General features: G+C 48.4%; 21 protein-coding genes. 14 read left to right on the top strand and 7 right to left on the bottom strand.

The window, feature by feature from the left end; all coding sequences use genetic code 11:
• Positions 1 to 19: 19 nt before the first annotated feature.
• Together B2U97_RS03065 and mutH are read right to left on the bottom strand one after the other, a co-directional pair.
• The gene (locus B2U97_RS03065; protein WP_110013609.1) at positions 20 to 682 is read right to left on the bottom strand and encodes a DUF2982 domain-containing protein; all 663 of its coding nucleotides are present in this window, start codon (positions 680 to 682) and stop codon (positions 20 to 22) included.
• A 34-nt stretch (positions 683 to 716) separates the two neighbouring features.
• Positions 717 to 1,391, bottom strand: coding sequence for a DNA mismatch repair endonuclease MutH (mutH, locus tag B2U97_RS03060; protein WP_273025233.1), 675 nt, complete (start codon positions 1,389 to 1,391; stop codon positions 717 to 719).
• Positions 1,392 to 1,485: 94 nt separating this feature from the next.
• Between mutH and rppH the strand changes: the two genes are divergently transcribed.
• The 5 genes from rppH to B2U97_RS03035 all read left to right on the top strand — a co-directional run bounded on the left by rppH (position 1,486) and on the right by B2U97_RS03035 (position 6,962).
• The gene (gene rppH, locus B2U97_RS03055) at positions 1,486 to 1,998 is read left to right on the top strand and encodes an RNA pyrophosphohydrolase (protein WP_011233763.1); all 513 of its coding nucleotides are present in this window, start codon (positions 1,486 to 1,488) and stop codon (positions 1,996 to 1,998) included.
• Positions 1,999 to 2,003: 5 nt separating this feature from the next.
• Positions 2,004 to 4,274 carry a phosphoenolpyruvate--protein phosphotransferase gene (gene ptsP / locus B2U97_RS03050; protein ID WP_034818547.1) on the top strand — a complete coding sequence of 757 codons (2,271 nt, stop codon included), beginning with the start codon at positions 2,004 to 2,006 and terminating at the stop codon, positions 4,272 to 4,274.
• Between the two features lie 2 nt (positions 4,275 to 4,276).
• Positions 4,277 to 5,068 carry a sulfite exporter TauE/SafE family protein gene (locus tag B2U97_RS03045; protein WP_011233765.1) on the top strand — a complete coding sequence of 264 codons (792 nt, stop codon included), beginning with the start codon at positions 4,277 to 4,279 and terminating at the stop codon, positions 5,066 to 5,068.
• 23 nt (positions 5,069 to 5,091) lie between these two features.
• Positions 5,092 to 5,892 carry a prolipoprotein diacylglyceryl transferase gene (gene lgt / locus B2U97_RS03040; protein ID WP_286823572.1) on the top strand — a complete coding sequence of 267 codons (801 nt, stop codon included), beginning with the start codon at positions 5,092 to 5,094 and terminating at the stop codon, positions 5,890 to 5,892.
• A 218-nt stretch (positions 5,893 to 6,110) separates the two neighbouring features.
• The gene (locus B2U97_RS03035) at positions 6,111 to 6,962 is read left to right on the top strand and encodes a thymidylate synthase (RefSeq protein WP_286823570.1); all 852 of its coding nucleotides are present in this window, start codon (positions 6,111 to 6,113) and stop codon (positions 6,960 to 6,962) included.
• A gap of 122 nt (positions 6,963 to 7,084) precedes the next feature.
• On the opposite strand, the gene B2U97_RS03030 is transcribed toward B2U97_RS03035, so the two are convergent.
• Complete coding sequence (locus B2U97_RS03030; protein WP_286823568.1) at positions 7,085 to 7,768, bottom strand: REP-associated tyrosine transposase; 684 nt, start codon at positions 7,766 to 7,768, stop codon at positions 7,085 to 7,087.
• A 90-nt stretch (positions 7,769 to 7,858) separates the two neighbouring features.
• On the opposite strand from B2U97_RS03030, the gene B2U97_RS03025 reads away from it, so the two are divergent.
• The 4 genes from B2U97_RS03025 to B2U97_RS03010 all read left to right on the top strand — a co-directional run bounded on the left by B2U97_RS03025 (position 7,859) and on the right by B2U97_RS03010 (position 10,614).
• A complete protein-coding gene (locus B2U97_RS03025) occupies positions 7,859 to 8,950 on the top strand; it encodes a response regulator (protein ID WP_286823567.1) in 1,092 nt (363 codons plus the stop codon).
• Positions 8,947 to 9,366, top strand: a complete 420-nt coding sequence (locus tag B2U97_RS03020) for a PAS domain-containing protein (RefSeq protein WP_011233771.1) — start codon at positions 8,947 to 8,949, stop codon at positions 9,364 to 9,366. Before B2U97_RS03025 ends, B2U97_RS03020 begins: the two co-directional genes overlap by 4 nt.
• The gene (gene tcdA / locus B2U97_RS03015) at positions 9,359 to 10,150 is read left to right on the top strand and encodes a tRNA cyclic N6-threonylcarbamoyladenosine(37) synthase TcdA (RefSeq protein ID WP_286823566.1); all 792 of its coding nucleotides are present in this window, start codon (positions 9,359 to 9,361) and stop codon (positions 10,148 to 10,150) included. Before B2U97_RS03020 ends, tcdA begins: the two co-directional genes overlap by 8 nt.
• Before the next feature lie 152 nt (positions 10,151 to 10,302).
• On the top strand, positions 10,303 to 10,614 hold the full coding sequence (locus B2U97_RS03010; protein WP_051018709.1) for a transcriptional regulator: 312 nt from the start codon (positions 10,303 to 10,305) through the stop codon (positions 10,612 to 10,614).
• A 124-nt stretch (positions 10,615 to 10,738) separates the two neighbouring features.
• Here B2U97_RS03010 and B2U97_RS03005 read toward each other — a convergent pair whose 3' ends face one another.
• Positions 10,739 to 11,104, bottom strand: a complete 366-nt coding sequence (locus B2U97_RS03005; protein WP_286823565.1) for a SufE family protein — start codon at positions 11,102 to 11,104, stop codon at positions 10,739 to 10,741.
• 124 nt (positions 11,105 to 11,228) lie between these two features.
• On the opposite strand from B2U97_RS03005, the gene B2U97_RS03000 reads away from it, so the two are divergent.
• The 4 genes from B2U97_RS03000 to B2U97_RS02985 all read left to right on the top strand — a co-directional run bounded on the left by B2U97_RS03000 (position 11,229) and on the right by B2U97_RS02985 (position 17,149).
• Positions 11,229 to 11,978: an electron transfer flavoprotein subunit beta/FixA family protein gene (locus B2U97_RS03000; protein ID WP_286823563.1), complete on the top strand. Its 750-nt coding sequence runs from the start codon at positions 11,229 to 11,231 to the stop codon at positions 11,976 to 11,978.
• A complete protein-coding gene (locus B2U97_RS02995) occupies positions 11,975 to 12,904 on the top strand; it encodes an electron transfer flavoprotein subunit alpha/FixB family protein (RefSeq protein WP_286823561.1) in 930 nt (309 codons plus the stop codon). Before B2U97_RS03000 ends, B2U97_RS02995 begins: the two co-directional genes overlap by 4 nt.
• A 181-nt stretch (positions 12,905 to 13,085) precedes the next feature.
• A complete protein-coding gene (locus B2U97_RS02990; protein ID WP_286823559.1) occupies positions 13,086 to 14,975 on the top strand; it encodes a DUF1302 domain-containing protein in 1,890 nt (629 codons plus the stop codon).
• Positions 14,976 to 15,127: 152 nt separating this feature from the next.
• Positions 15,128 to 17,149, top strand: coding sequence for an alpha/beta hydrolase family protein (locus B2U97_RS02985; protein ID WP_286823367.1), 2,022 nt, complete (start codon positions 15,128 to 15,130; stop codon positions 17,147 to 17,149).
• A gap of 48 nt (positions 17,150 to 17,197) precedes the next feature.
• Here B2U97_RS02985 and B2U97_RS02980 read toward each other — a convergent pair whose 3' ends face one another.
• From B2U97_RS02980 to B2U97_RS02970, 3 genes are read right to left on the bottom strand one after another with little or no spacing between them, the layout of a single operon-like run.
• On the bottom strand, positions 17,198 to 18,313 hold the full coding sequence (locus B2U97_RS02980) for a glycosyltransferase (protein ID WP_286823368.1): 1,116 nt from the start codon (positions 18,311 to 18,313) through the stop codon (positions 17,198 to 17,200).
• A 13-nt stretch (positions 18,314 to 18,326) separates the two neighbouring features.
• Positions 18,327 to 19,046, bottom strand: a complete 720-nt coding sequence (locus B2U97_RS02975) for a glycosyltransferase family 25 protein (RefSeq protein WP_286823369.1) — start codon at positions 19,044 to 19,046, stop codon at positions 18,327 to 18,329.
• Positions 19,036 to 20,130, bottom strand: coding sequence for a glycosyltransferase (locus B2U97_RS02970; protein ID WP_286823370.1), 1,095 nt, complete (start codon positions 20,128 to 20,130; stop codon positions 19,036 to 19,038). The genes B2U97_RS02975 and B2U97_RS02970 overlap by 11 nt, the downstream gene beginning before the upstream one ends.
• Positions 20,131 to 20,236: 106 nt before the next feature.
• Here B2U97_RS02970 and galE point away from each other — a divergent pair, with 106 nt between their 5' ends.
• Positions 20,237 to 21,256, top strand: coding sequence for a UDP-glucose 4-epimerase GalE (galE, locus tag B2U97_RS02965; protein ID WP_286830227.1), 1,020 nt, complete (start codon positions 20,237 to 20,239; stop codon positions 21,254 to 21,256).
• Positions 21,257 to 21,361 lie beyond the last annotated feature (105 nt).

Genomic DNA, 21,361 nt, shown 5'->3' with positions numbered 1-21,361 from the left:
AGGGGACCATCTCATCAGGCTACTTACGCGATGCCTGTAACTTCTGCAAATGGGCTTTAAAATCGTAAATGTCGCGGTCCAGCGCATTGGAACTTACGTAAAGGTCGTAACCAAGTAATTCCCGCATTTGTTCCATGCGCTTACCAAACACACCAATTAGCCCCTTATAAACAGTGCCATTAGGGCTAATGTAACTGTCCGGAATATCAAAATAAGGTGTATAATCCTCGCGCTCCGGTGCCTGATGCCGCAACGCCATAGTCAGCAACTGACGTTGTTCGAACAATAAGGCAGAAGCAAGCCGGGGCGAAATATCATCCAGCACTTCTTCAACCTGATACAACCGGAACCCCAGAAAGGGGGCGTCTTCAAGCTCCAGCACCCGGTTCACTCGGGGAACGTCGTAACGGATAATATTTTCCCAGCGAATCTGCCATTGTCCACGGCGGTGCAAATAACGAATGCCGTCTTCGGTTATCACCAGTGAAACCGGAGGCTCTATCACTTTACCAATGCCTAACAGCAAGAATATGCCGGACGTTGCGCCGAGCACCACAGTAACACCCACCGGAATATCGTCTCGCACCAGATGAAGGAAAACCAGTAGCGCAAACAACAATACCGCCAACCCACAAAAGGTTAATGCATTGCGCTTAGCCTGAGGACTGACATTAAATTGCATAGTTTCTCCTGTGTACAACCGATGATTCCTCGGATTACATAAACATCCGCTGCAATATCTGCCGGGTGAAATCCTTCTTAAGATAAAAGCCCCGTGGGCGCACTTCAATTATAGTACCTTCCGGGCCAATGGCCTCGGTCAGCGCCGAACCGTCTGCGGCTTTGGGGCGAATTTGCATGGCTTCCCCCTGACGTGCGGTAATACTCTCAACCTGGCCCAAAGCAATACGGTCCATATGCTCTTCCCAGTCGTTGCGCAGCAAGGCTTCTTCCTGTTCGCTAGGTATCCACAAAAACGCACTGCCAACTACCCGCTCGGCTAAAGGCACTTCGCGGCGGCCGTCAATGGGCAGCCACAACACCTGTTGTAATTTATTTCGTACGTTAGAAGTGGTCCATTGGACTCCCTGAATATTTACTAAAGGAGCGGTACAGACAAAAGTGGTTTCCAGCGGTTCACCGTCGGGCGTTACCGGCAGCGTTTTGAGTTCAACACCCAGCTCAGGGAAGTCCTGCGTGGGCTTAGAGCCCGCAGTGGCACCCAGTTGCAGCTCCAGTAGTTGTCCCACCCAGCCTTTGTCGCGGCGTAAATCTTTGGGTACCTGCAACCCGGTTTCAGCAGCCAGGTCAGCAAATGTACGGCCAGCTAAAGCCGCCGCGCGCTGAAACAATTCATCAATGGACTGAGGGCGTTGTGGCTTGTCGGTCATGACTTAAATCTTCGTAAATAGTGAATCAGCATTTGCCCGCAACCGGGCTTTATGGAAGAATCCACTGTAACAGAGAATAATTGAGGATGCTCGCGTGATAGATGCAGAAGGGTTCCGGGCAAACGTAGGAATCGTCATCTGTAACGGGCATGGGCAGGTATTTTGGGCTCGTCGAATTAACCAGCAAAGCTGGCAATTTCCGCAAGGAGGAATTCACGAAGGCGAGACCCCTGAGCAGGCAATGTACCGCGAACTCTACGAAGAGGTCGGGTTAAAGCCGGAGCAGGTTGAAATTCTGTACACCAGCCGACAGTGGTTGCGTTATCGCTTGCCAAAGCGCTTAATTCGACGTGAACAGCGGCCCATGTGTGTTGGACAAAAGCAAAAGTGGTTTTTGTTACGGCTAAAATGTCGTGAAGAAGACGTAGATGTTTTACATTCAGGCCACCCTGAATTTGATGGCTGGCGCTGGGTCAGTTATTGGTACCCGGTGCGGCAGGTCGTATCCTTCAAGCGCGATGTATATCGTCGGGTGATGAAAGAGTTTGCCACGCAGGCGATGCCATTTCGAGCTTCGGGAGGGCGTCAGCACAGGCGCAAACGTTAAATATGATGTTGGTTACATTGCAAAGGATAGTCCAGGGCGTCAATAAAGCGCCTGATTTCAACATGGCATTAACTACCATGGTGAGTCAGGTGCGCGAAGCCTTAGAAACCGACAGTTGCAGTGTATTTTTGGCCGACAACGACCAGCGTCAGTTTGTTATGGCGGCCAGTGACGGCTTGCGTGCCGAAGACGGAAAACCCGTCCGGGTCGACTTTGGCGAAGGTATTATCAGTTTAGCGGCACAACGAGAAGAGCCGCTAAACATTGCCGATGCCAGTATGCATCCCGCCAACAAAAAACTCAGCGACACCAACGAGAATATTTATAAGGGCTTACTAGCCGCTCCTATTATCCACCGCCGCAAAGTGCTGGGTATAGTGGTGGTGCATCAAAGTGTGGCGCGCAGTTTTAGTCGTGAAGAAGAAGCTTTTATTGTTACTTTGGCAGCGCAGTTGGCGGCAGTTATAGCGCATGCCGATGCCAAAGGTTTGCTGGTTAGTGAACACTCCCCCTGGATACACAGCTTAAGGGGCTTGCCCGGTTCGCCCGGTGTGGCCGTGGGTGAGGCTTATGTGTCGCGACCAGAAGCGCGTATAGATGAAGTGACTCCACGACGTTCCGACAAACCCATTCACGAAATTCGCAAGTTCCGTCAGGCGGTTGCACGTACCCGAGCCGACTTAAAAGAACTGTCCAGGCGCATGGCGGGGCAGGTGCCGGATGATACGCTGGCAATTTTCGATGTGTACCAGGGCATGCTGGACGCGGCCAGTATGGGCGACGCCGTCGAAAACATGATTAAAGAAGGCTGGCGCGCGCAAACCGCATTAAAATACGTGGTCGAGCAGTTTGTTGCTCAGTTTGAGGCATTAGAAGACTCTTATCTGCAAGAACGCGCCACCGATGTGCGTGACATAGGTCAGCGGGTGCTGTTGCACTTACAAAACCGTCAGCGCAAACGCAAGCCCTTGCCGGACAACTTCATTTTGATAGCGGACGAAGTCACTGCTTCAATGTTGGCCGAGCTGCCGCGAGACCAAATTGCCGGTATCATTTCATTAAATGGTTCGAGTAACTCGCATGCCGCTATTATGGCGCGCAGCATGAACATTCCGGCGGTGCTGGGTGTCGACGACATCGAGCTGCACTTCTTCTCCGACCGCTTGCTGGCAGTAGATGGCTACACTGGCGAAATTTATGTGGACCCGCCAGCGCAAGTATTAACTCAGTTTCATCAGTTAGCCGAAGAAGAACAAGAACTGCGTGACATTGTTACCGAGCACAGTCATTTGCCTGCAGAAACGCAGGATGGTCAGCGCATAAGCCTGCACCTGAACCTTGGGCTGGATGTTACTCACGACTACCTGAAAACGCTGAACATCGATGGCGTGGGTCTGTATCGCTCAGAAATACCTTTCATGATGCGCGACCAATTGCCCACAGAAGACGAACAAACCGAAATGTATCAGGAAGTGCTGGATCAGTTTCCTGATCAGCCAGTGGTTATGCGTACTCTGGATGTTGGCGGAGACAAGCCGCTACCCTATTTTCCGTTAAAAGAAGACAACCCATTTCTGGGGTGGCGCGGTATAAGGTTAACTCTGGACCATCCGGAAATTTTCCTGATTCAAATTCGCGCTATGTTGCGAGCCAGTATTGGCAAAAGCAATTTGCGTATTTTGCTGCCCATGATAACCAGCACCAGCGAAGTTGACGAAGCGTCACGGCTTATCAAACAAGCGTATTTTGAGGTAGCCGAAGAGCAGGGCTGTGAAGTGGGTGTTAACCTGTTTCAGCCGCAGCTGGGCGTGATGATAGAAGTGCCCGCCGCTATTTATCAGTTGCCGGCTATGGCCAGCAAAGTCGACTTTTTCTCGGTCGGCAGTAATGACCTGACACAGTATTTGCTGGCGGTGGACAGGAATAACCGCCGCGTTGCCAGCCTTTATGACGCCTACCACCCGGCAGTATTAGCCAGCCTGGATGAAATCGCCCGGCGCTGCGAAGAAATTGGTAAGCCCGTTAGTGTCTGCGGCGAGTTAGCCGGTGATCCGGGCGGTGCTTTACTGCTGGTGGCTATGGGTTATCGACAGCTCAGTATGAACAGTTATAACGTCGACCGGGTGCGCTGGATACTGCGTAATGTGCGTTCCAGCACGTTAAACGTGATGCTGGCTAAAGCTTTGCAGGCACGTAACCCCGATCAAATTCGCAAAATGATTGCCGAGAAGATGGAAAGCATCGGACTCGGTGGTTTTGTCAGAGCAGGGAAATAAGCATGTTACTCACCACCTGGATTTGGTGTATTGGCGGCGGAGCAGTGGCGGGTTTATTAGCCGGCTTGCTAGGTATTGGCGGTGGTCTGGTTATTGTGCCACTACTCATTTATTTACTGCCTATTATTGGCGTGCCGCCGGAGCTGGTTGTCCCCAGCGCAATTGCCACCAGTCTGGCAACCATTTGCATGACCACAGCCAGTGCATCACGTGCGCATGCTAAACATGGTTTGATGGAGAAATTCTGGCTAATTAGGGTATTGCCGGGCTTGTCTGTTGGCGCAATGACGGGCGCTTTTCTGGTCACTGTTGTTGATCCGGACTGGTTAAAAATCATTTTCTCAATTGTGTTAATAGCCCTGGCTGCCCGCATGGTACTTCCGCAGAAAACTGGCGAACCATTAACTTCAGTTTCTAAACGGTTAGTGGCGCTGGGCAGTTATATTATCGGAACCATATCGGGCCTGGTTGGTATTGGCGGTGGAGCGTTGACCGTGCCATTTTTAAGCCGTATGCGCTTACCGGTGCGCCAGGCTATCGCTATTTCCTCGCTCGGCAGTTTTGTTATTGGTTGCAGCTCGGTCGTAATGTTCATTTTAAATGGCTGGTTGTCGGGTAGGGAAACCGGTGCTTTAGGTCTAATTAATGTGCCTGCCTGGTTAGGGATTTCCGTTGCATCGGTGCTATTCGCCCCACTGGGTGCTAAACTGGCGCACAAATTACCAGTTAAACAGTTACAGCGCGTTTTTGCGGCGTTTTTAATTCTGGTCGCCATACAACTTATTTTTAATTAACTATAAAGCAGGGAGTACAAGCAGTGCCGTCTAATGACTATTGGCAATTTCCCGCCATTGATCCTGTTCTTTTTCATATTTGGGGACCTTTGGACATTCGCTGGTATGGCCTTGCCTATATAGCGGCTTTTGCCTTCGCTTATTTTTGGGGCATGCGCCAGACCAAAACAGACCCTAACTGGAGCAAAGAAGAATTCAGCGATCTGATGTTCTGGGGTTTTATCGGCGTTATTCTCGGTGGTCGTATTGGTTATACCCTGTTCTATCACTTTGACTACTTTATCGATAACCCGTTGTACCTGTTCTACATTCACGAAGGCGGTATGTCATTCCACGGCGGCTTGCTGGGTGTTATTGCTGCTATGTATCTGTATGCCCGCAAAAAACAGCGCTCGTTTTTGCAAGTAGGCGACTTTGTTGCTCCGTTAGTGCCTATGGGGTTATTTTTCGGACGCATTGGTAACTTTATTAACGGCGAGCTTTGGGGGCGTGCGGCAGAAGTGCCCTGGGCTATGTATTTTCCCAGTGGCGGGCCGGTGCCACGCCATCCGTCACAGTTATACGAAGCTTTGTTAGAAGGCCTGCTGTTGTTCGCTGTTATTCTGTGGTTCCAGCGCAAACCCCGAGGCGTTGGTGCGGTTAGCGGGTTGTTCCTGCTCGGCTATGGTGTTGCACGCTTTATTGTCGAATTCTTCCGCGAACCCGATGCTCACTTAGGCCTGCTGTCTTTAGGCATGTCCATGGGCCAATGGCTGACCCTGCCAATGATTATTCTGGGTATTATTCTCATGGTACGTGCACAGAAACAATCGCCTACGGGCTGATGGATACGGGATGTAGCCTGACATTCATGTCAGGTGGGATATTAGCCCTGACATGAATGTCAGGCTACGAAGAGGGCATGCGGGATACCGTTCCTGACGTAAACGTCAGGCTACTTCAAATGAGCTTCCACGGATAAGATCTCACCTGATGCAATAGCATCAGGCTACAGCATCAGGTACGATGTAAAACATTACGCAAAATACAATTTATATAAAAAATGAAACAATATTTAGAACTGTGTCAGCGCATTGTCGACGAAGGTGTCTGGGTTAAAAATGAGCGTACAGGCATTAACTGCCTGACGGTTATAAACGCCGACTTAGAGTATGATGTTGCGAACAATCAATTTCCTTTAATTACTACTCGGAAAAGCTATTACAAGTCAGCTATTGCTGAGCTTCTAGGATACTTGCGAGGCTACAATAGTGCCGCTCAATTCCGCGATATTGGCTGCAAAACCTGGGACGCCAATGCCAACGAAAACCAGGCATGGCTGAATAATCCGAATCGCAAAGGCGAAGACGACATGGGCCGTGTATACGGTGTGCAGGGGCGCTCATGGCAAAAGCCGGATGGCAGCCACTTAGACCAGCTGAAAAAGGTCATTAATAACCTGTCGAAAGGCATTGATGACCGTGGGGAAATTGTTACTTTCTATAACCCTGGTGAATTTGAACTGGGTTGTTTGCGTCCGTGCATGCATACCCACAACTTTTCGCTGTTAGGCGACACGCTTTACCTAACCTCTTACCAACGCAGCTGTGACGTGCCCCTGGGACTCAACTTTAACCAAATTCAGTGTTTTGCTCTTTTAGCTTTGGTGGCACAAATTACTGGTCACAAGCCGGGCAAAGCCTACCACAAGATAGTGAACGCTCACATTTATGAGAACCAGTTGGAACTCATGCGTGATGTACAGCTGAAACGAGAGCCTTTTCCATCGCCACAGCTGCATATTAACCCAGAGATAAAGTCTTTAGAAGACATTGAAACCTGGGTCAGCAAAGACGATTTCACCGTCAGCGGCTACCAGTGTCACGAACCCATTAAATACCCATTCGCAGTGTAGCCTGACGTTTACGTCAGGAGCGATGTCGAATACACGGCATCGCTTAATTATTTAGGCGGTATTTTTACTGGGGATACCTCACCTGACATAAATGTCAGGCTACATCACCAGCGTAGGTTGCGTCATGGGTCATATGCGGCCAAGTTACTGTCTACCCAAGATTCGTTAATGTAAGCCCAATCGGGCGGGTATCGATTGTTACGCAGGTAACGATTCAAAGTTGAATAGGGCCATTCGGTAGCGTTTGAAACGTAACGGTGTTTTACCGGATTGTAGCAACAGTAAAGCAAATACATGTATAACTCTTTCTCATTACGAATTGTGTGCTCCCAATACCCTTTCTGCCATAGGCTGCTTAACTGCCGCTTTTGTCTACTTTTATTCTTATAGTGCTGACTATAATTTTTGGCGGAGAACTCAGGTAAAGCTTTAGAAGTTAAGGCCTTAATTTTAGACCATCGAACCGGAACATCAGTGTCCACTATTCGCAATACGCAATGCAGGTGATCAGGCATGACAACCCAGGCCTCTATTTCAAAAGGGTGAGTACGCATGGTTTCTTTCACGGCACTACGTAACGCAGCCAGAACATCGGGGTGTGTTAGTACCTTTTGTCTTTTGTGGGTGCAAACGGTAAAAAAATACCATCCACCTTCGTAGTATCTGCGTACATTAGTCATGCAGGTAATTAATAGCCATAACCCGGAAACGGTCAATTCCATTGTGTTGTAGGAAAACGGCGTATTGGTTGATGCAGCTTGGCATTGATGTAGCCTGACGTTTACGTCAGGAGCGATGTTGAACACATGACATCGCCTAATTATTTAGGCGGTATTTTAACTGTGGGTATATCTCACCTGACATAAATGTCAGGCTACGTCGGCGGGTATATCCACATGCAATGGCATCAGGTTGTGGCCTGCGCTAGAATAAAAGCATTCAACAATGGCCGGGAGCCTGAATCTATGACGTTAAAAGTCACTCTGTGCGATGATTCCAAAATGGCGCGTAAGCAGCTACTACGCACGCTGCCAGATGACTGGGATGCTGAGGTTCACCAGGCGGAACACGGCGAGCAGGCGCTGGCATGCGTGCGCGAAGGTCGCGCCGAAGTGCTGTTTCTGGACTTAAACATGCCGGTAAAAGACGGCTACGAAACTCTGCAGGCTATAAAAGAAGAGCAATTAGAAACTTTGGTTATTGTCGTGTCCGGTGACATTCAGCCCGAAGCTCAAAAGCGTGTGCAGGCGCTGGGGGCTATGGCTTTTGTGAAAAAGCCAATGAAGCCAGAAGACATACAAACTCTGTTGCAGCAATTTGGTTTGTACCAACCGGCCGCGGGTCAGCTTAAACTGGCCGATGAAACACCACAAACGCCGGCGAATCCGCTGGATGTTTACCGGGAAGTATCGAACGTTGCCATGGGGCAAGCAGGTGATCACTTAGCCCGGGTGCTGGATACCTTTATTGAACTGCCTGTACCTAATGTCAATTTTATCGCCCCTTCCGAGCTGCACATGGCCATAGAGTCTATCGACACCAACAAGCAGGTGGCCGCGGTAAGTCAGGGGTTTTCCGGCAGCGGTATTCTTGGCGAAGCGCTAACGCTGTTTAATGACGCCTCTATTGACGATATTGGCAAGTTGTTGGGCGCTAAGCTTGGTGAAAGCGGCTCAATTAAGCAACAACGCATTGAGTCGTTAATGGACGTCGCGTCCATTTTGTCCTCGGCGTGTTTAAACGGCTTAGGCCAGCAACTGCATGTGGAATTTGCAGCTTCGCAGCCGGTGCTGTTAGGCGAACATCAGTCAATGCGGGAATTGATTAAACACGGCGAACATCGCTGGCAGAAAATTCTGGCAATAGAAATAGGTTATCAGTTACCGGAGCACAAACTGGCTTTCGACTTACTGCTGTTATTTCCGGCCGATGCGGTGAAAATTCTTGACCAGCAGCTGGCTCATTGGCTTCAGGGAGACGACGAATGATAGACGATATGGACGAACTGCACAGTAAACTGAGCATTCTGGGCGCCATTGATGTCGGTATTGTGGTTATTGATAACGACAACAACATTCAGATGTGGAACGAGTTTATGCAGAATCACAGTGGCCTGCGGCCTAGTGAAGTACGCGATAAAAACTTATTTCGCTGCTGTCCGGGTATCGAAGAGGCTTGGTTTCAGCGTAAAATTGACCGGGTGCGGCAGTTAAATTCGCGGGTGTTTATTACCTGGCAACAACGTCCTTACGTCTTTCGTTTTCGCCACAGCCGCCCAATAAGCGGGCAGAGTGAATGGATGTACCAGAATGTCACCTTAATTCCGCTGAAGAACCCGCGTGGTGAAGTGCACCAGGTGGGCATTATTATTTACGATGTGAGTGAACAACCCAGCCATGAGTGAAGAAGTACCTGATCAACGTTTTGGCGGCGTAAGCCGTGTATACGGACAAGCGTCGTTAACGCAGTTTCAGCAGTTACATATTGTGGTCGCCGGGCTTGGCGGCGTTGGCTCATGGGCGGTGGAAGCTCTGGCGCGTACAGGTATTGGTAAGCTAACGCTTATAGACCTGGATGACGTGTGTGTCACTAATATTAACCGCCAGCTACCGGCAACGGATAACACCATAGGCCAGCTTAAAAGCGAAGTATTGGCGCAGCGGGTGAAAAGCATTAATCCTAACTGCGAAGTGCGGTTAATTGACGACTATTTGCTGCCGGAAAACTTTGAAGAATACTTAACCGGCGCCGATGCCGTGCTCGATGCCATAGACAGCGTTAATACTAAGTCAGCACTGGTGGCCTGGTGTAAGCGTCGTAAGCTGCGTTTAGTGGTGTGCGGCGGAGCGGGTGGGCAGATAGACCCTGGTATGATCCGCGTCGGTGACCTTGCCAAAGCCAAACAAGACCCGTTGTTGGCCAAGGTGCGCTCACAACTGCGCCGCGACTACGGCTTTTCCAAGAACCCCAAACGTAAATGGGGCGTCGACTGTGTCTATTCCGAAGAGCAGCTGCGCTATCCAATAATTTCCCGTGAGCAAGAAGGCGAAGTCACGCTGCAAAAACCGGGCTCCGGCACCATGCGCATGGACTGCAGCTCCGGCTTTGGCGCCGCCATGGTCGTCACCTGCAGCTTCGCTATGCAAGCAACTGCTACATTATTGAAGCGATTGACATCCAAAAAATAATCTTTTGCGTGATATAGGTTGCAAAAATAGATTTTTTTGTCTATTTTGAGTGTAATATCACTCAATTTTAAGTGTGTGCTGTACATTATTATAACTATGTCCGAAGGCGGGTTAGCAAGTATTCCAAGAAAGTTGAAACTCTGGGGGCTGCTATGAGCAAAAATAACCGGCTTAGCGGCGAAGAGCGAGAAGCTCTTATTGAGCGCATTGCGCTACAGCTATTACAGGGTGAAATAAGCCAGGGACAAGCGTTGCAGGAGTTCAGGAAAAAAATTACTGCAATGAATCAAAGCGACTATGCCGAGCTCACGAAAACTTCCCGAAAGACCGTTTCGGAAGTTGAAAATGACTTGGGTAATTATTCTAGTGATGTCATTAATAGACTGTTTAAGCCTTTTGGACTAAAAGTTGGCCTGGTTCCGGCATCCGCCCGGTTAAAGCGCCGTACATTGAAGGTATCGTGAGCGCGCCCGACGGTTATGGGAGCTACTGCGGAGGTGTGCAGCGCCAAGGATGGCGCTGCCCAAGCCCTACAGGGATGTATTCACGGGCGTCCTCCGCAGTAGTTCCTATAACCTCAGCGCTCTCTCACGCCTCAATAACCCGCAGCTTCAAGGTTTTGGCTACCTGGTACAGGCCGTTGCTGCGCGAGGGGCTGAGCGCGTTGTCCAGGCCTTCGGCTCGGTAAAAGGCGTCAATATCAAAGGCCGCTATTTCCGCTACAGGGCATCCGTCCAGCCGTTGTTGCAAAAGCGCCAGTAAGCCGCGCACAATGCGTGACTCCGAGTCAAAACGAATCACTACTGCCTCCACATCAGAGGTATCCAGCCACAGCCACACCTTCGCCTCGCAGCCACCCACCAGATGATCGTCATCACGACATTCCGCCGGGTATTCTGGTAGACTTTTAGCTTGTTGAACTAAGTGACGAAAAAGCTGTTCCCAGCTGGCCATGTAAACTCTCCCTTACGGCAATAGAGTTTTATTCTCCCATAACTTGTGAGATCGACGCCAGTCTAGGATAATGGCAACATAATAAATACCAACATTCAGAACATTCCAGAAAAAGGAAGACAACATGAAGATACTTGTCGCGGTTAAGCGCGTCATTGACTACAACGTCAAGGTGCGCGTTAAACCAGATCAGTCCGATGTCGATTTGGCAAACGTCAAAATGGCACTTAACCCATTCTGTGAAATTGCGGTAGAAGAAGCCGTACGCCTGAAAGAAGCAGGCACAGCAGACGAAGTGGTTGTTGTTTCTATTGGCCCTAAAGCGGTTCAAGAACAACTTCGCACCGCCTTAGCACTAGGTGCAGACCGTGCTATTCAGGTTGAAACCGACGACATGCCAGACTCTTTATCTGCCGCCAAAATCTTAAAAGGCGTAGTAGAGAAAGAAGGCCCCGACATGGTTATTCTGGGCAAACAGTCTATCGACTCAGACAACAACCAGACCGGCCAGATGCTGGGCGCTTTAACCGGTATGCCACAGGGCACCTTCGCGTCTAAAGTGGAAGTGGGCGACGGTTTTGTTAATGTCACTCGTGAAATCGACGGCGGCCTGCAAACCGTTAAGCTGGCTCTGCCAGCGGTTGTCACCACCGACCTGCGCCTGAACGAGCCGCGTTATGCGTCGTTGCCAAACATTATGAAAGCCAAGCGTAAGCCGCTGGAAACCACAACTCCGGACGAACTGGGTGTGGAAGTTAAGCGCACTATTAAGCTACTGAAAGTTGAAACGCCTGCGGAACGTAGTGCCGGCGTGAAAGTAGCTGACGTAGATGAGCTGGTCGACAAACTGAAAAACGAGGCGAAAGTATTATGAGCATCTTAGTGGTAGCAGAACACGACAATAACGCGGTTGATCCATCAACCCTGAAAACGTTAGCCGCTGCACAGAAAATCGGTGGCGAGATCGAGGTGCTGGTTGCCGGTAAAGGGTGCTCAACCGTTGCTGAAAACGTAGCAAAAGCCGACGGCGTGAAAAAAGTCATGCTGGCAGACAATGAAGCTTACGAGCATCAGTTGGCGGAAAACATCAGCGAACTGGTAGCCGACTTAGGTAAAAACTACAGTCACATTCTGGCTCCGGCCACAACTACCGGCAAAAACTTCATGCCGCGCGTTGCTGCATTATTAGACGTAGCGCAGGTGTCTGACATTATCTCTGTAGAAAGCGACGACACCTTTAAGCGTCCTATCTATGCGGGTAACGCCATTGCCACTGTGCAGTCAGAAGACAAAATCAAAGTCATTACCGTTCGTGCAACAGCGTTCGACGCAGTCGCAGAAGAAGGTGGTAGCGGCGAAGTTGAAAACATCGACTCTGTTTTTAACAACGACAAATCTGAGTTCGTTGAAGAGCAACTGGCAGAATCTGAGCGTCCTGACCTGACTTCAGCCGAAATTGTTATTTCTGGTGGTCGCGGTATGCAAAACGGCGAAAACTTCCATCTGCTCGAAGACGTTGCTGACAAACTGGGCGCTGCCGTAGGTGCATCACGAGCTGCAGTAGACGCCGGTTTCGTACCTAACGACATGCAGGTTGGTCAAACCGGTAAAATTGTTGCACCGCAGCTTTATATTGCGGTAGGCATTAGTGGTGCTATCCAGCATCTGGCCGGTATGAAGGATTCTAAAGTCATTGTTGCCATCAACAAAGACGAAGAAGCACCTATCTTTCAGGTCGCAGACTACGGGTTAGTTGCCGACTTATTCGACGTACTACCGGAATTAAACAGCAAAATCTAACGCCTATTGAGCTGTTAAAATCGCTACTGACGTGCAGTTTTAGCCGTCAGTAGCGACATTTCCCCGCACTTTTTCTAACAACTTGTTATATTTTCGTGTTCATATACTTGCATATTTTTAACTCATCGGACATGATTCAGACATAACCGCCAAACAAGTTAAAAAGATTAGGTGGCTCACAATGAAAAGAAGAACAACTATGCTAAAAAAACTTCCTCTGGCTACGGCCATTGCACTGAGCTTTGCAGCATCAGGCCAGGCAGCTGACTTTGAAGTCGGCGATTATGAAATTAAATTCGATTCTATTCTGTCTTACGGCGCAGCGTGGCGTATGGAAGATCAGGCTAACCATCTGATTCATCCGGGTAACATGGCTGGCGGAACGGCAGGTTCTAGTGTCGGCGACGACGGTAACCTTAACTTCGATAAAGGTGACTTAGTCTCGTCGGTATTCAAAGGCGTACACGATTTAAGCATTGATGGCGGCAGTCATGGTGCCTTTATTCGTTTCAACTATTGGTACGATCATGTGGTTTCAGAAGAAAATATGCCGCATGGTCACGCAGGTAACAATTATTATCCTGATAGCAAATTAAATGACGATATTTTTGACGATTACTCACAAGGTAAAGGTGTCGAACTATTGGATGCCTTCGTTTACGCTAACTTTGACTTAGGTGGCATGCCAACTAACGTTCGTTTGGGCCGCCAGGTATTAAGCTGGGGTGAAAGCTCTTTTATTTTTAATGGCATCAACGACATTAACCCGTTAGATGTTAACGCTGCTCGTCGTCCGGGCGCTGAAGTTAAAGAAGCCTTGCTACCCGTAGGAATGTTCAGTACTAGCATTGGTCTAACCGACTCGCTTAACTTAGAAGCGTTTTACCAGTACGAGTGGGATAACACCAAACTCGATGGCTGTGGTACGTATTTCTCAAGCGTTGATATTATTGGTGGTCCGGGTTGCGGCAAGGTCACGCTTAACCCCGAACTAACCGAAGGAAACTTTTTAAGCGACTTTGAGTCGGTACAAGCTGGCGCTTATATTGGTAGTAACCCAGTTTTAGAAGCCTCTGACAGCGGTCAGTGGGGTGCTAACCTACGTTACTACTCGTTAGATCTTGGTGCTGAATTTGGCGTTTATTATCTTAACCTGCATAACAATACGCCTATTATTTCGGCTTATAACTGGACAGAAGATCCTCGAGCGAGCCAGGAAGGCGTATCGCCTCTTGATCTTGGTTTTACCTGGTCTTCTCCTAATGGCTACCCTATTGATGGCCCCCGGTTAGTACTCGAGTACCCAGAAGACACCGAAGTGTATGGCTTTAGTTTTAGTACTAACTTAGGCCTATGGTCAGTTTCCGGTGAATACAGTTACCGTGATGGTGTGCCTGTGCAAATTAACACCACCGAAATTTTAACGACTGGTCTGCGTCCAAATGTGCCAAGTACCTTTTCAAACCGCTTTAATAACACCCCGTTTGGCGGTAATGGTTTAGCTCATGGTTATGACCGTTTAGACGTTAGTCAAACCCAGTTAAGCTTTGTGCGTTTCGTTGACCGTCTGTGGGGTTCTGATCGCATGACTTTCGTGGGCGAAGTGGCGATGAATAACGTTCACGACATGCCTGGGCTACAGGAACAACGTTATGGTCGTCTTCCATTGTATGGCAAGTGTTTAACTCAAGCAGATATGAGTCCGCTAATTGGAGCAGCGGAACAAGCTGGCCTTAGTGGTGTTGCTCAACAATTCCAAAGCCAGGTTGGAAACTGCGAAGGTTTCGCAACATCAACGGCTTGGGGTTACCGCACCCGTTTCCAGTTTGAATACTCAAACGTTTGGCAGGGCTGGGGTTTAAACCCAACTATTCAGTTTAACCATGACGTAAACGGCTACTCAACTAACAGTAACTTTATTGAAGGTCGTAAGTCATTAGGTTTGAATTTGGTAGCCGACTACCTGTCAACCTACAAGGTTAGCTTAGGTTACACCATGTATTCTGATGAAGAACTCGATCCGCTTTCTGACCGCGATTATGCGTCAGTTAGCTTCTCATACGCGTTCTAATACATTGATTCACACCGTGAATCACGATAAAACCGTCTCTACTGAGGCGGTTTTTTTATTATGTAGCCTGACATTTATGTCAGGAACAATATCTCACCTGACATAAATGTCAGGCTACATCACGGCAGGTTACATTTTCCGGGAGAACAACAATGAAAAAATGGATAATAACAGCGGCGGCGCTGATGCTTTCAGGTACAGCCGCAGCCCAGGAAAAACTCCAGTTAGAAGACATCTTCACGCTGGAATACGCATCATCACCGACTATTCATCCCAGCGGCGAATGGACAGTATTTGTTCGTCAGTCTATGGACATAAACAACGATCGCAAAGTGGGGCGTTTATGGGCCAGCCTGCCAGACGGTGATATTCGCCCGTTAACCGGCAGTCAGGGCAGTGAAAGCCAGCCGGTCTGGTCACCCAGTGGCGACCGCCTGGCGTACGTATCAACCGAAACCGGCTCCCCGCAAGTGCATATTTACTGGGTCGATTCCGGTGACAGCGCGGCAGTTACTCAGCTAACACAAGCGCCGTCTGGCTTAAGCTGGTCACCCGATGGCAGCCAGATCGCATTTTCCATGTTTACACCTAAATCGCAACCGGCACCGGTCAGCTTACCGGGCAAACCCGAAGGTGCCGACTGGACTGCTGCGCCTAAGTATATCGATAAAGGCAACTACCGTTATGACGGCGGTGGTTATGCCAAAGACGGGCACCAGCAAATCTATGTGATTCCGGCAACCGGTGGCTCTCCGCGTCAGCTAACAGACGAAGAATTTAATCACGGTGGGCAACTCTCGTGGTCGCCGGACAGTAAGCATATTTTCTTTTCAGCTAACCGCCGTGATGACGCATTCCGTCAGCCAGTTAACAGCGAAATTTATCGTCTAACTCTAAGCTCCAAAGAAATTACTGCAATCACCGAGCGTGACGGCCCTGACGGTTCGCCAAAAGTCTCTCCAAACGGTGAAAAAATTGCTTTTACCGGTTATGACGACACCAAAATGAGCTTTCAGGCCTCTAATTTGTATGTAATGGACTTAGACGGTTCCGACGTCGAACTGCTGACAGGAGACTTAGACCGCAGTGTTACCGGGTTTGAATGGGACCGCGACAGCGAAGGTGTTTACTTTACCTACGACAACAATGGGGTCGGACAGCTGGCGCGCACCGACTTAGACGGAGATCATACCCAACTGACCAACAGAGTCGGCGGTCTGTCTTATGCCCGGCCATATGGCGGAGGTGACTTCAGCGTAGCCAAAAACGACCGCATAGCGTTCACCATCTCCAACCCAATGCGTCCAGCGGAGCTGGCACGGTGGGACGACGGAGATGTACAGCAGCTCACCCGGTTAAACGAGGACGCGCTGGCGCACAAGCAGTTAGCTAAAGTAGAAGAAATTAACTATAAATCGAGCGTTGACGGCATCGACCTGCAGGGCTGGATAGCCTATCCGCCGGGTTTCGATAAAGACAAAGACTACCCGTTAATGCTGGAAATTCACGGTGGTCCGCACACTAACTATGGTCCTCGCTTCGCGGCTGAAATTCAGTTATTTGCTGCGGCCGGCTACGTGGTGCTTTATACCAACCCGCGGGGCAGTACCAGTTATGGTTCGGACTTTGCCAATGAAATTCACCACAACTACCCAAGCCATGACTACAACGACTTAATGGACGGCGTAGACGCAGTTATTAACAAAGGCTTTATCGATAAAGATGAGCTTTACGTTACAGGTGGTAGTGGCGGCGGCGTGCTAACCGCCTGGATAGTCGGACATACCGACCGCTTTAAAGCTGCGGTTGTGGCTAAGCCGGTTATTAACTGGTACAGCTTTGTGCTTACCGCCGATATGTACAACTTTTTCTATCAGTACTGGTTCCCGGGTCTGCCGTGGGAGAATATGGAACATTACATGAAGTATTCGCCTATCAGCTATGTCGGCAATGTGACTACGCCAACCATGCTGCTGACTGGTGAAAACGACTATCGTACGCCTATGTCAGAAACCGAGCAGTACTATCAGGCACTGAAATTGAAAGGTGTGGACACCGCTATGGTTCGCATTCAGGACTCAGGCCACGGTATTTACGCGCGGCCCAGTAACCTGATGAACAAAGTAGCTTATATTCTGCATTGGTTTGAAAAATACCAAGAAAAGACAAAGTAGCCTGACATTCATGTCAGGAGGAATGCCGCTCCTGACGTAAACGTCAGGCTACGCGTCTGCTAGTGATAAGTAAGCGCGCATAGCAAAATCAGGCTGGATATTTTCCAGCAGAGGCCATTGCTCTAAGTTCACCGTAGGCCTGTCTTCGGTGAACTTAATTATTTTCTCTGCCAGAGCATCAATATCTCCTACAGGAACTAGCCAGTTCGGGGCGAAATTATGCGTAATTTCTCTGGGACCATGGTCGCAGTCTGTTGAAACAAATGGCGTTCTACAAACTAAAGATTCTACTAATACGTTTGGGAAGCCCTCGTACGATGAGCTAAGGACAAGCAACTGAGCATTACGTATCCACGGGAATGGGTTTTCAATGAAGCCGGGTAAAATCACGTTTTCCTGAAGCTGTCGTGCTGCAATAGCCTGTTTAACCTTTTCTGTCGGGTTTACCAACAATACCAGCTTAAGAGAAGGCTTTTGTGCTACAACTTTTTTAAAAGCATCCAGCAAAACGTCATGTCGTTTTGCTTTGGCAAAGCGACCCATATGCACAATATAGGGTTCTTTGGGCAGTAACTTGGCATCATTAGTAGCATGACTTAGCTGTGTTATGTGTTCTTGATTAATTGGGTTATAGATTGTTGTTACCCGCTTAGGATGCAGCCATGAAATTTTTTCCAGATCGTTTTTCGCACCCTCTGAGACCGCTACAACAGACTTTCCGTTCAGGGCTTTCTTTTTGTTCTTTAAGCGCCAATATTTTAGCAACCCTCGCTCACGGGCAGCATTTAGTTCTCCGCAAGTAGAAATATGAACGACATAAAAACACGGAGTTTGAGTCTTTAGATGATTAACAACTACGTTAGACTCGTCCAAATGTGAGTATATGGCGTCAAATACACTGCCGTCCTTCTCAAGCATGTCTATGGTGCCCTGAAGGGCGCGAGCTATTCTCTTTGATTTCCCAAATAACTCGAGGTTCTTAACATGCTTAAATGGCAAAATATGAATATTCTTAAAACTCTGATGTTCGTAGGTAACCTTTTGCGAGAGAACAATAATATGGCTTTCTATTCCATTCTCTAGAAAATGTTCATGTAAACGCAGACATACCCGCTCGGCACCGCCGCCGGTAAGTGTTGGAATTACAGTCAAAACTTTTTTCACAGTGTCTCCAGAGTTACCATTTGAGTTTGAAACGAACGGTTTCTTTTAGCTTATTAAACGGGCGCTGCTTTAATTCTTTACGCTTAGCTATGCGTTGTATTTCGCTAGGCTCGTCTGATACATCAGCACCATACGGAACAAGCCCCTGAATTGTAATACCGACCTCCCAGGACCATTGTAAATCAATATCAATGGGTCGGAAGAATGGCGGCTTTTTAGCCAGCAAACGCTTCGCGCCTTCGCGACTTACGACCTGAGCGACAGTTCCTGTCGGGCTCTTTTTGTAGTTAACTAATGACACATCTAAGTTATCATCGCCCATTACGGTCTCAGTGGCTTTATAGGGTCTCGGTTTAAAAGGGCAAGACAGTTTTAAATAATGCCAGTCGCTTTTAAGTTGAGGGATAGTTGAAATAACTGACGCAAACTGGCGGTCTAATAGCAAGTCGTCTTCCAGAATAACGGCATAGTCTAAATTGTCATCGATTATTTTTTCCCAGCATTTTATATGACTCAAATAACAACCAATTTCGCCAGCAGTTAAATCGTACTGAAACCGCCGCTTTGCCGTTTCTGCGTCGAACACCTCGGCTATTTTTTCATCGGTAAGGGTTGCGCCATCCACCGCAGGGACACGTTCAAACGTGAACCCAGTCTTTTCAATTTGATCAGAAGCTCGCTGTAACCTTTCAGTTGAGCGGTCAAGGTTAATTAGAAAAATATTAAACTTCATTATGAGTTAAATCTCTGAATAATTGATGGTAATTGTCATGCATGATCTCGGTGCTGAATTTCTCAAAAGCGACATTGCGAGCATTGGCCGACATATCTTTGGCTAAATCCGGCTTGCTTAGTATGAGCTCAATAGCGTTAGCCAGTTCTTCATCATTCTCATGGCCGTGGAGCAATCCGGTACGCTCAGGTTCTATCACTTCTTTTACGCCCGGAACTTCGCTGCCAATCACGGCACAACCTGCCGCCATGGCTTCTATTAAAGTTAAAGGCATACCTTCATAATGAGTGCATTGCACGAAAATCTGACTTTGCATTAACAGCTCAGGTACATCGGAGCGGTACCCCATAAATTCAATATTGTCCGATAGTCCACACTGACTAACTAAGCGTTTCAATGGCAAAAGATTTTTGTTTTTTCCTTTACCAATTATCTTCAATGGCACGTCAATGCCACGCTCTTTTAGCTTGGACATTGCTCTAATCAGGGTGGCATGATCTTTTTGTTTTGCAATGCGCGATACCATGACAATTTGACGTTTCCGGACTTCCCACGCCGCGGGAGTCTTTTCAAACGGGGCTAACTGAATACCGTTGCTTATTGCATAACATTTTTGAGGCAAATAACCTCGCTCCAGTAAAACTTGTTTAACACCTTCAGAACACCCCACAATGGCATCGGTATAGCGGTTTAAAAATGAGGAAAGAGCCAGACGAAAGCGGTTATAACGCTCCCGTGTATTGTGCTCAACATGAACAATTCTAGGCACACGTGCAAGCACAGCAGCAACTCGCCCCCATAAGTGCTCACTGAATCCATGGGCGACAAAAATATCTGGTTTGTGCTTACGGCATAAATGTACAAGTGCAAAAATTGTTGTGATGTGTGTCCAGCTATTGACGGTTTCAATTTTCAAACCCTCTTGTTTTAACTGTTCAACACGAGCTTTTGGCATATGCGCCTTGCGACGTAGAATCAATACGTTCTCAATATCACTCTGCTCCTGGCCAGCTTTTACCAAAGATAGAGCGACTTGGGTTGCGCCACCGGAAAAGCCTCCGGTGACAAAATGCATTACTTTCATACAAAGCCTTTAGTGTTTTATCTGTGGCAATTGTAGCAGAATTGGGTCGTTATCCTGTAAAGAATTAGCTAAAATGGAAGGCAATGTTTATCAAGTCTGGACTGTTATGTCACAAATTTTAGTCACCGGAGGCGCGGGTTATATTGGTTCTCATACCGTGGCTGAATTACTCACTGCAGGGCACCAGGTGGTTGTGCTGGATAACTTAGTTAACAGCTCTGAGCAGAGTCTGAGGCGAGTGCAGGAAATTACGGGCAAGCCGCTGACCTTTATTCAGGGCGATGTGCGCGATACCGTTAAAGTAGCGGAAATTTTAGCAACTCACGAAATCGATAGCGTTATCCATTTTGCCGGACTAAAAGCCGTAGCCGAGAGCGTGAACAAGCCTCTGGAGTACTACGATACGAATGTAAACGGAACTTTGTCTTTATGTTCGGCGATGCATAAGTCTGGAGTGAAAAGCATCATTTTTAGTTCATCAGCAACGGTTTATGGCGCTGAAGCGCCTGTGCCTTATGTTGAATCTATGCCGCGAGGCAGTACGTCCAACCCTTATGGGGAGAGCAAAGCCATAGTGGAGCGTATACTCACCGACTTAGCTCATGCAGACCCGGACTGGTCGGTCAGCTTACTTCGCTATTTTAATCCTATTGGCGCGCACCCCAGTGGACTCATTGGTGAAGACCCAAAAGGTATTCCTAATAATTTGTTGCCCTTTATCACACAGGTAGCCATAGGGCGAAGAGACAAGTTATCCATTTTTGGAAATGACTACCCGACCGAGGATGGTACCTGCGAGCGTGATTATCTTCATGTAGTCGATTTAGCTAAAGGCCACCAGGTGGCTGCTGAGAAATGTGCGCAGCACTCGGGAGTACATACCTACAATTTAGGAACCGGTCAGCCAGTGTCGGTGCTGAACATGGTTAAGGCCTTCGAGAAGGCGAATAATGTGTCAGTACCTTTTACCTTTGAAACGAGAAGACAGGGTGACTTAGCGGCATTCTGGGCAGATACCGCGAAAATTCAGCAAGAACTAAACTGGACGGCACAACACAGCCTGGAAGATATGGTGAGAGACGCGTGGCGGTGGCAACGCCAAAACCCTAATGGTTATGAAACGTAATTAATTGTAGCCTGATGAGATGGTCCCCTCCCTCCTAAGCGGCATCGCAATGTGCCAATATAGAGGTTCAAGCTTCTATAGAAACAGAGTGGAGAGGACCAATGG

The sequence above is a fragment of the Idiomarina sp. UBA3176 genome, assembly GCF_002364295.1.
GTDB classification, from domain to species: Bacteria; Pseudomonadota; Gammaproteobacteria; order Enterobacterales; family Alteromonadaceae; genus Idiomarina; species Idiomarina loihiensis.
This window is presented reverse-complemented; position numbering and strand designations above follow the sequence as displayed.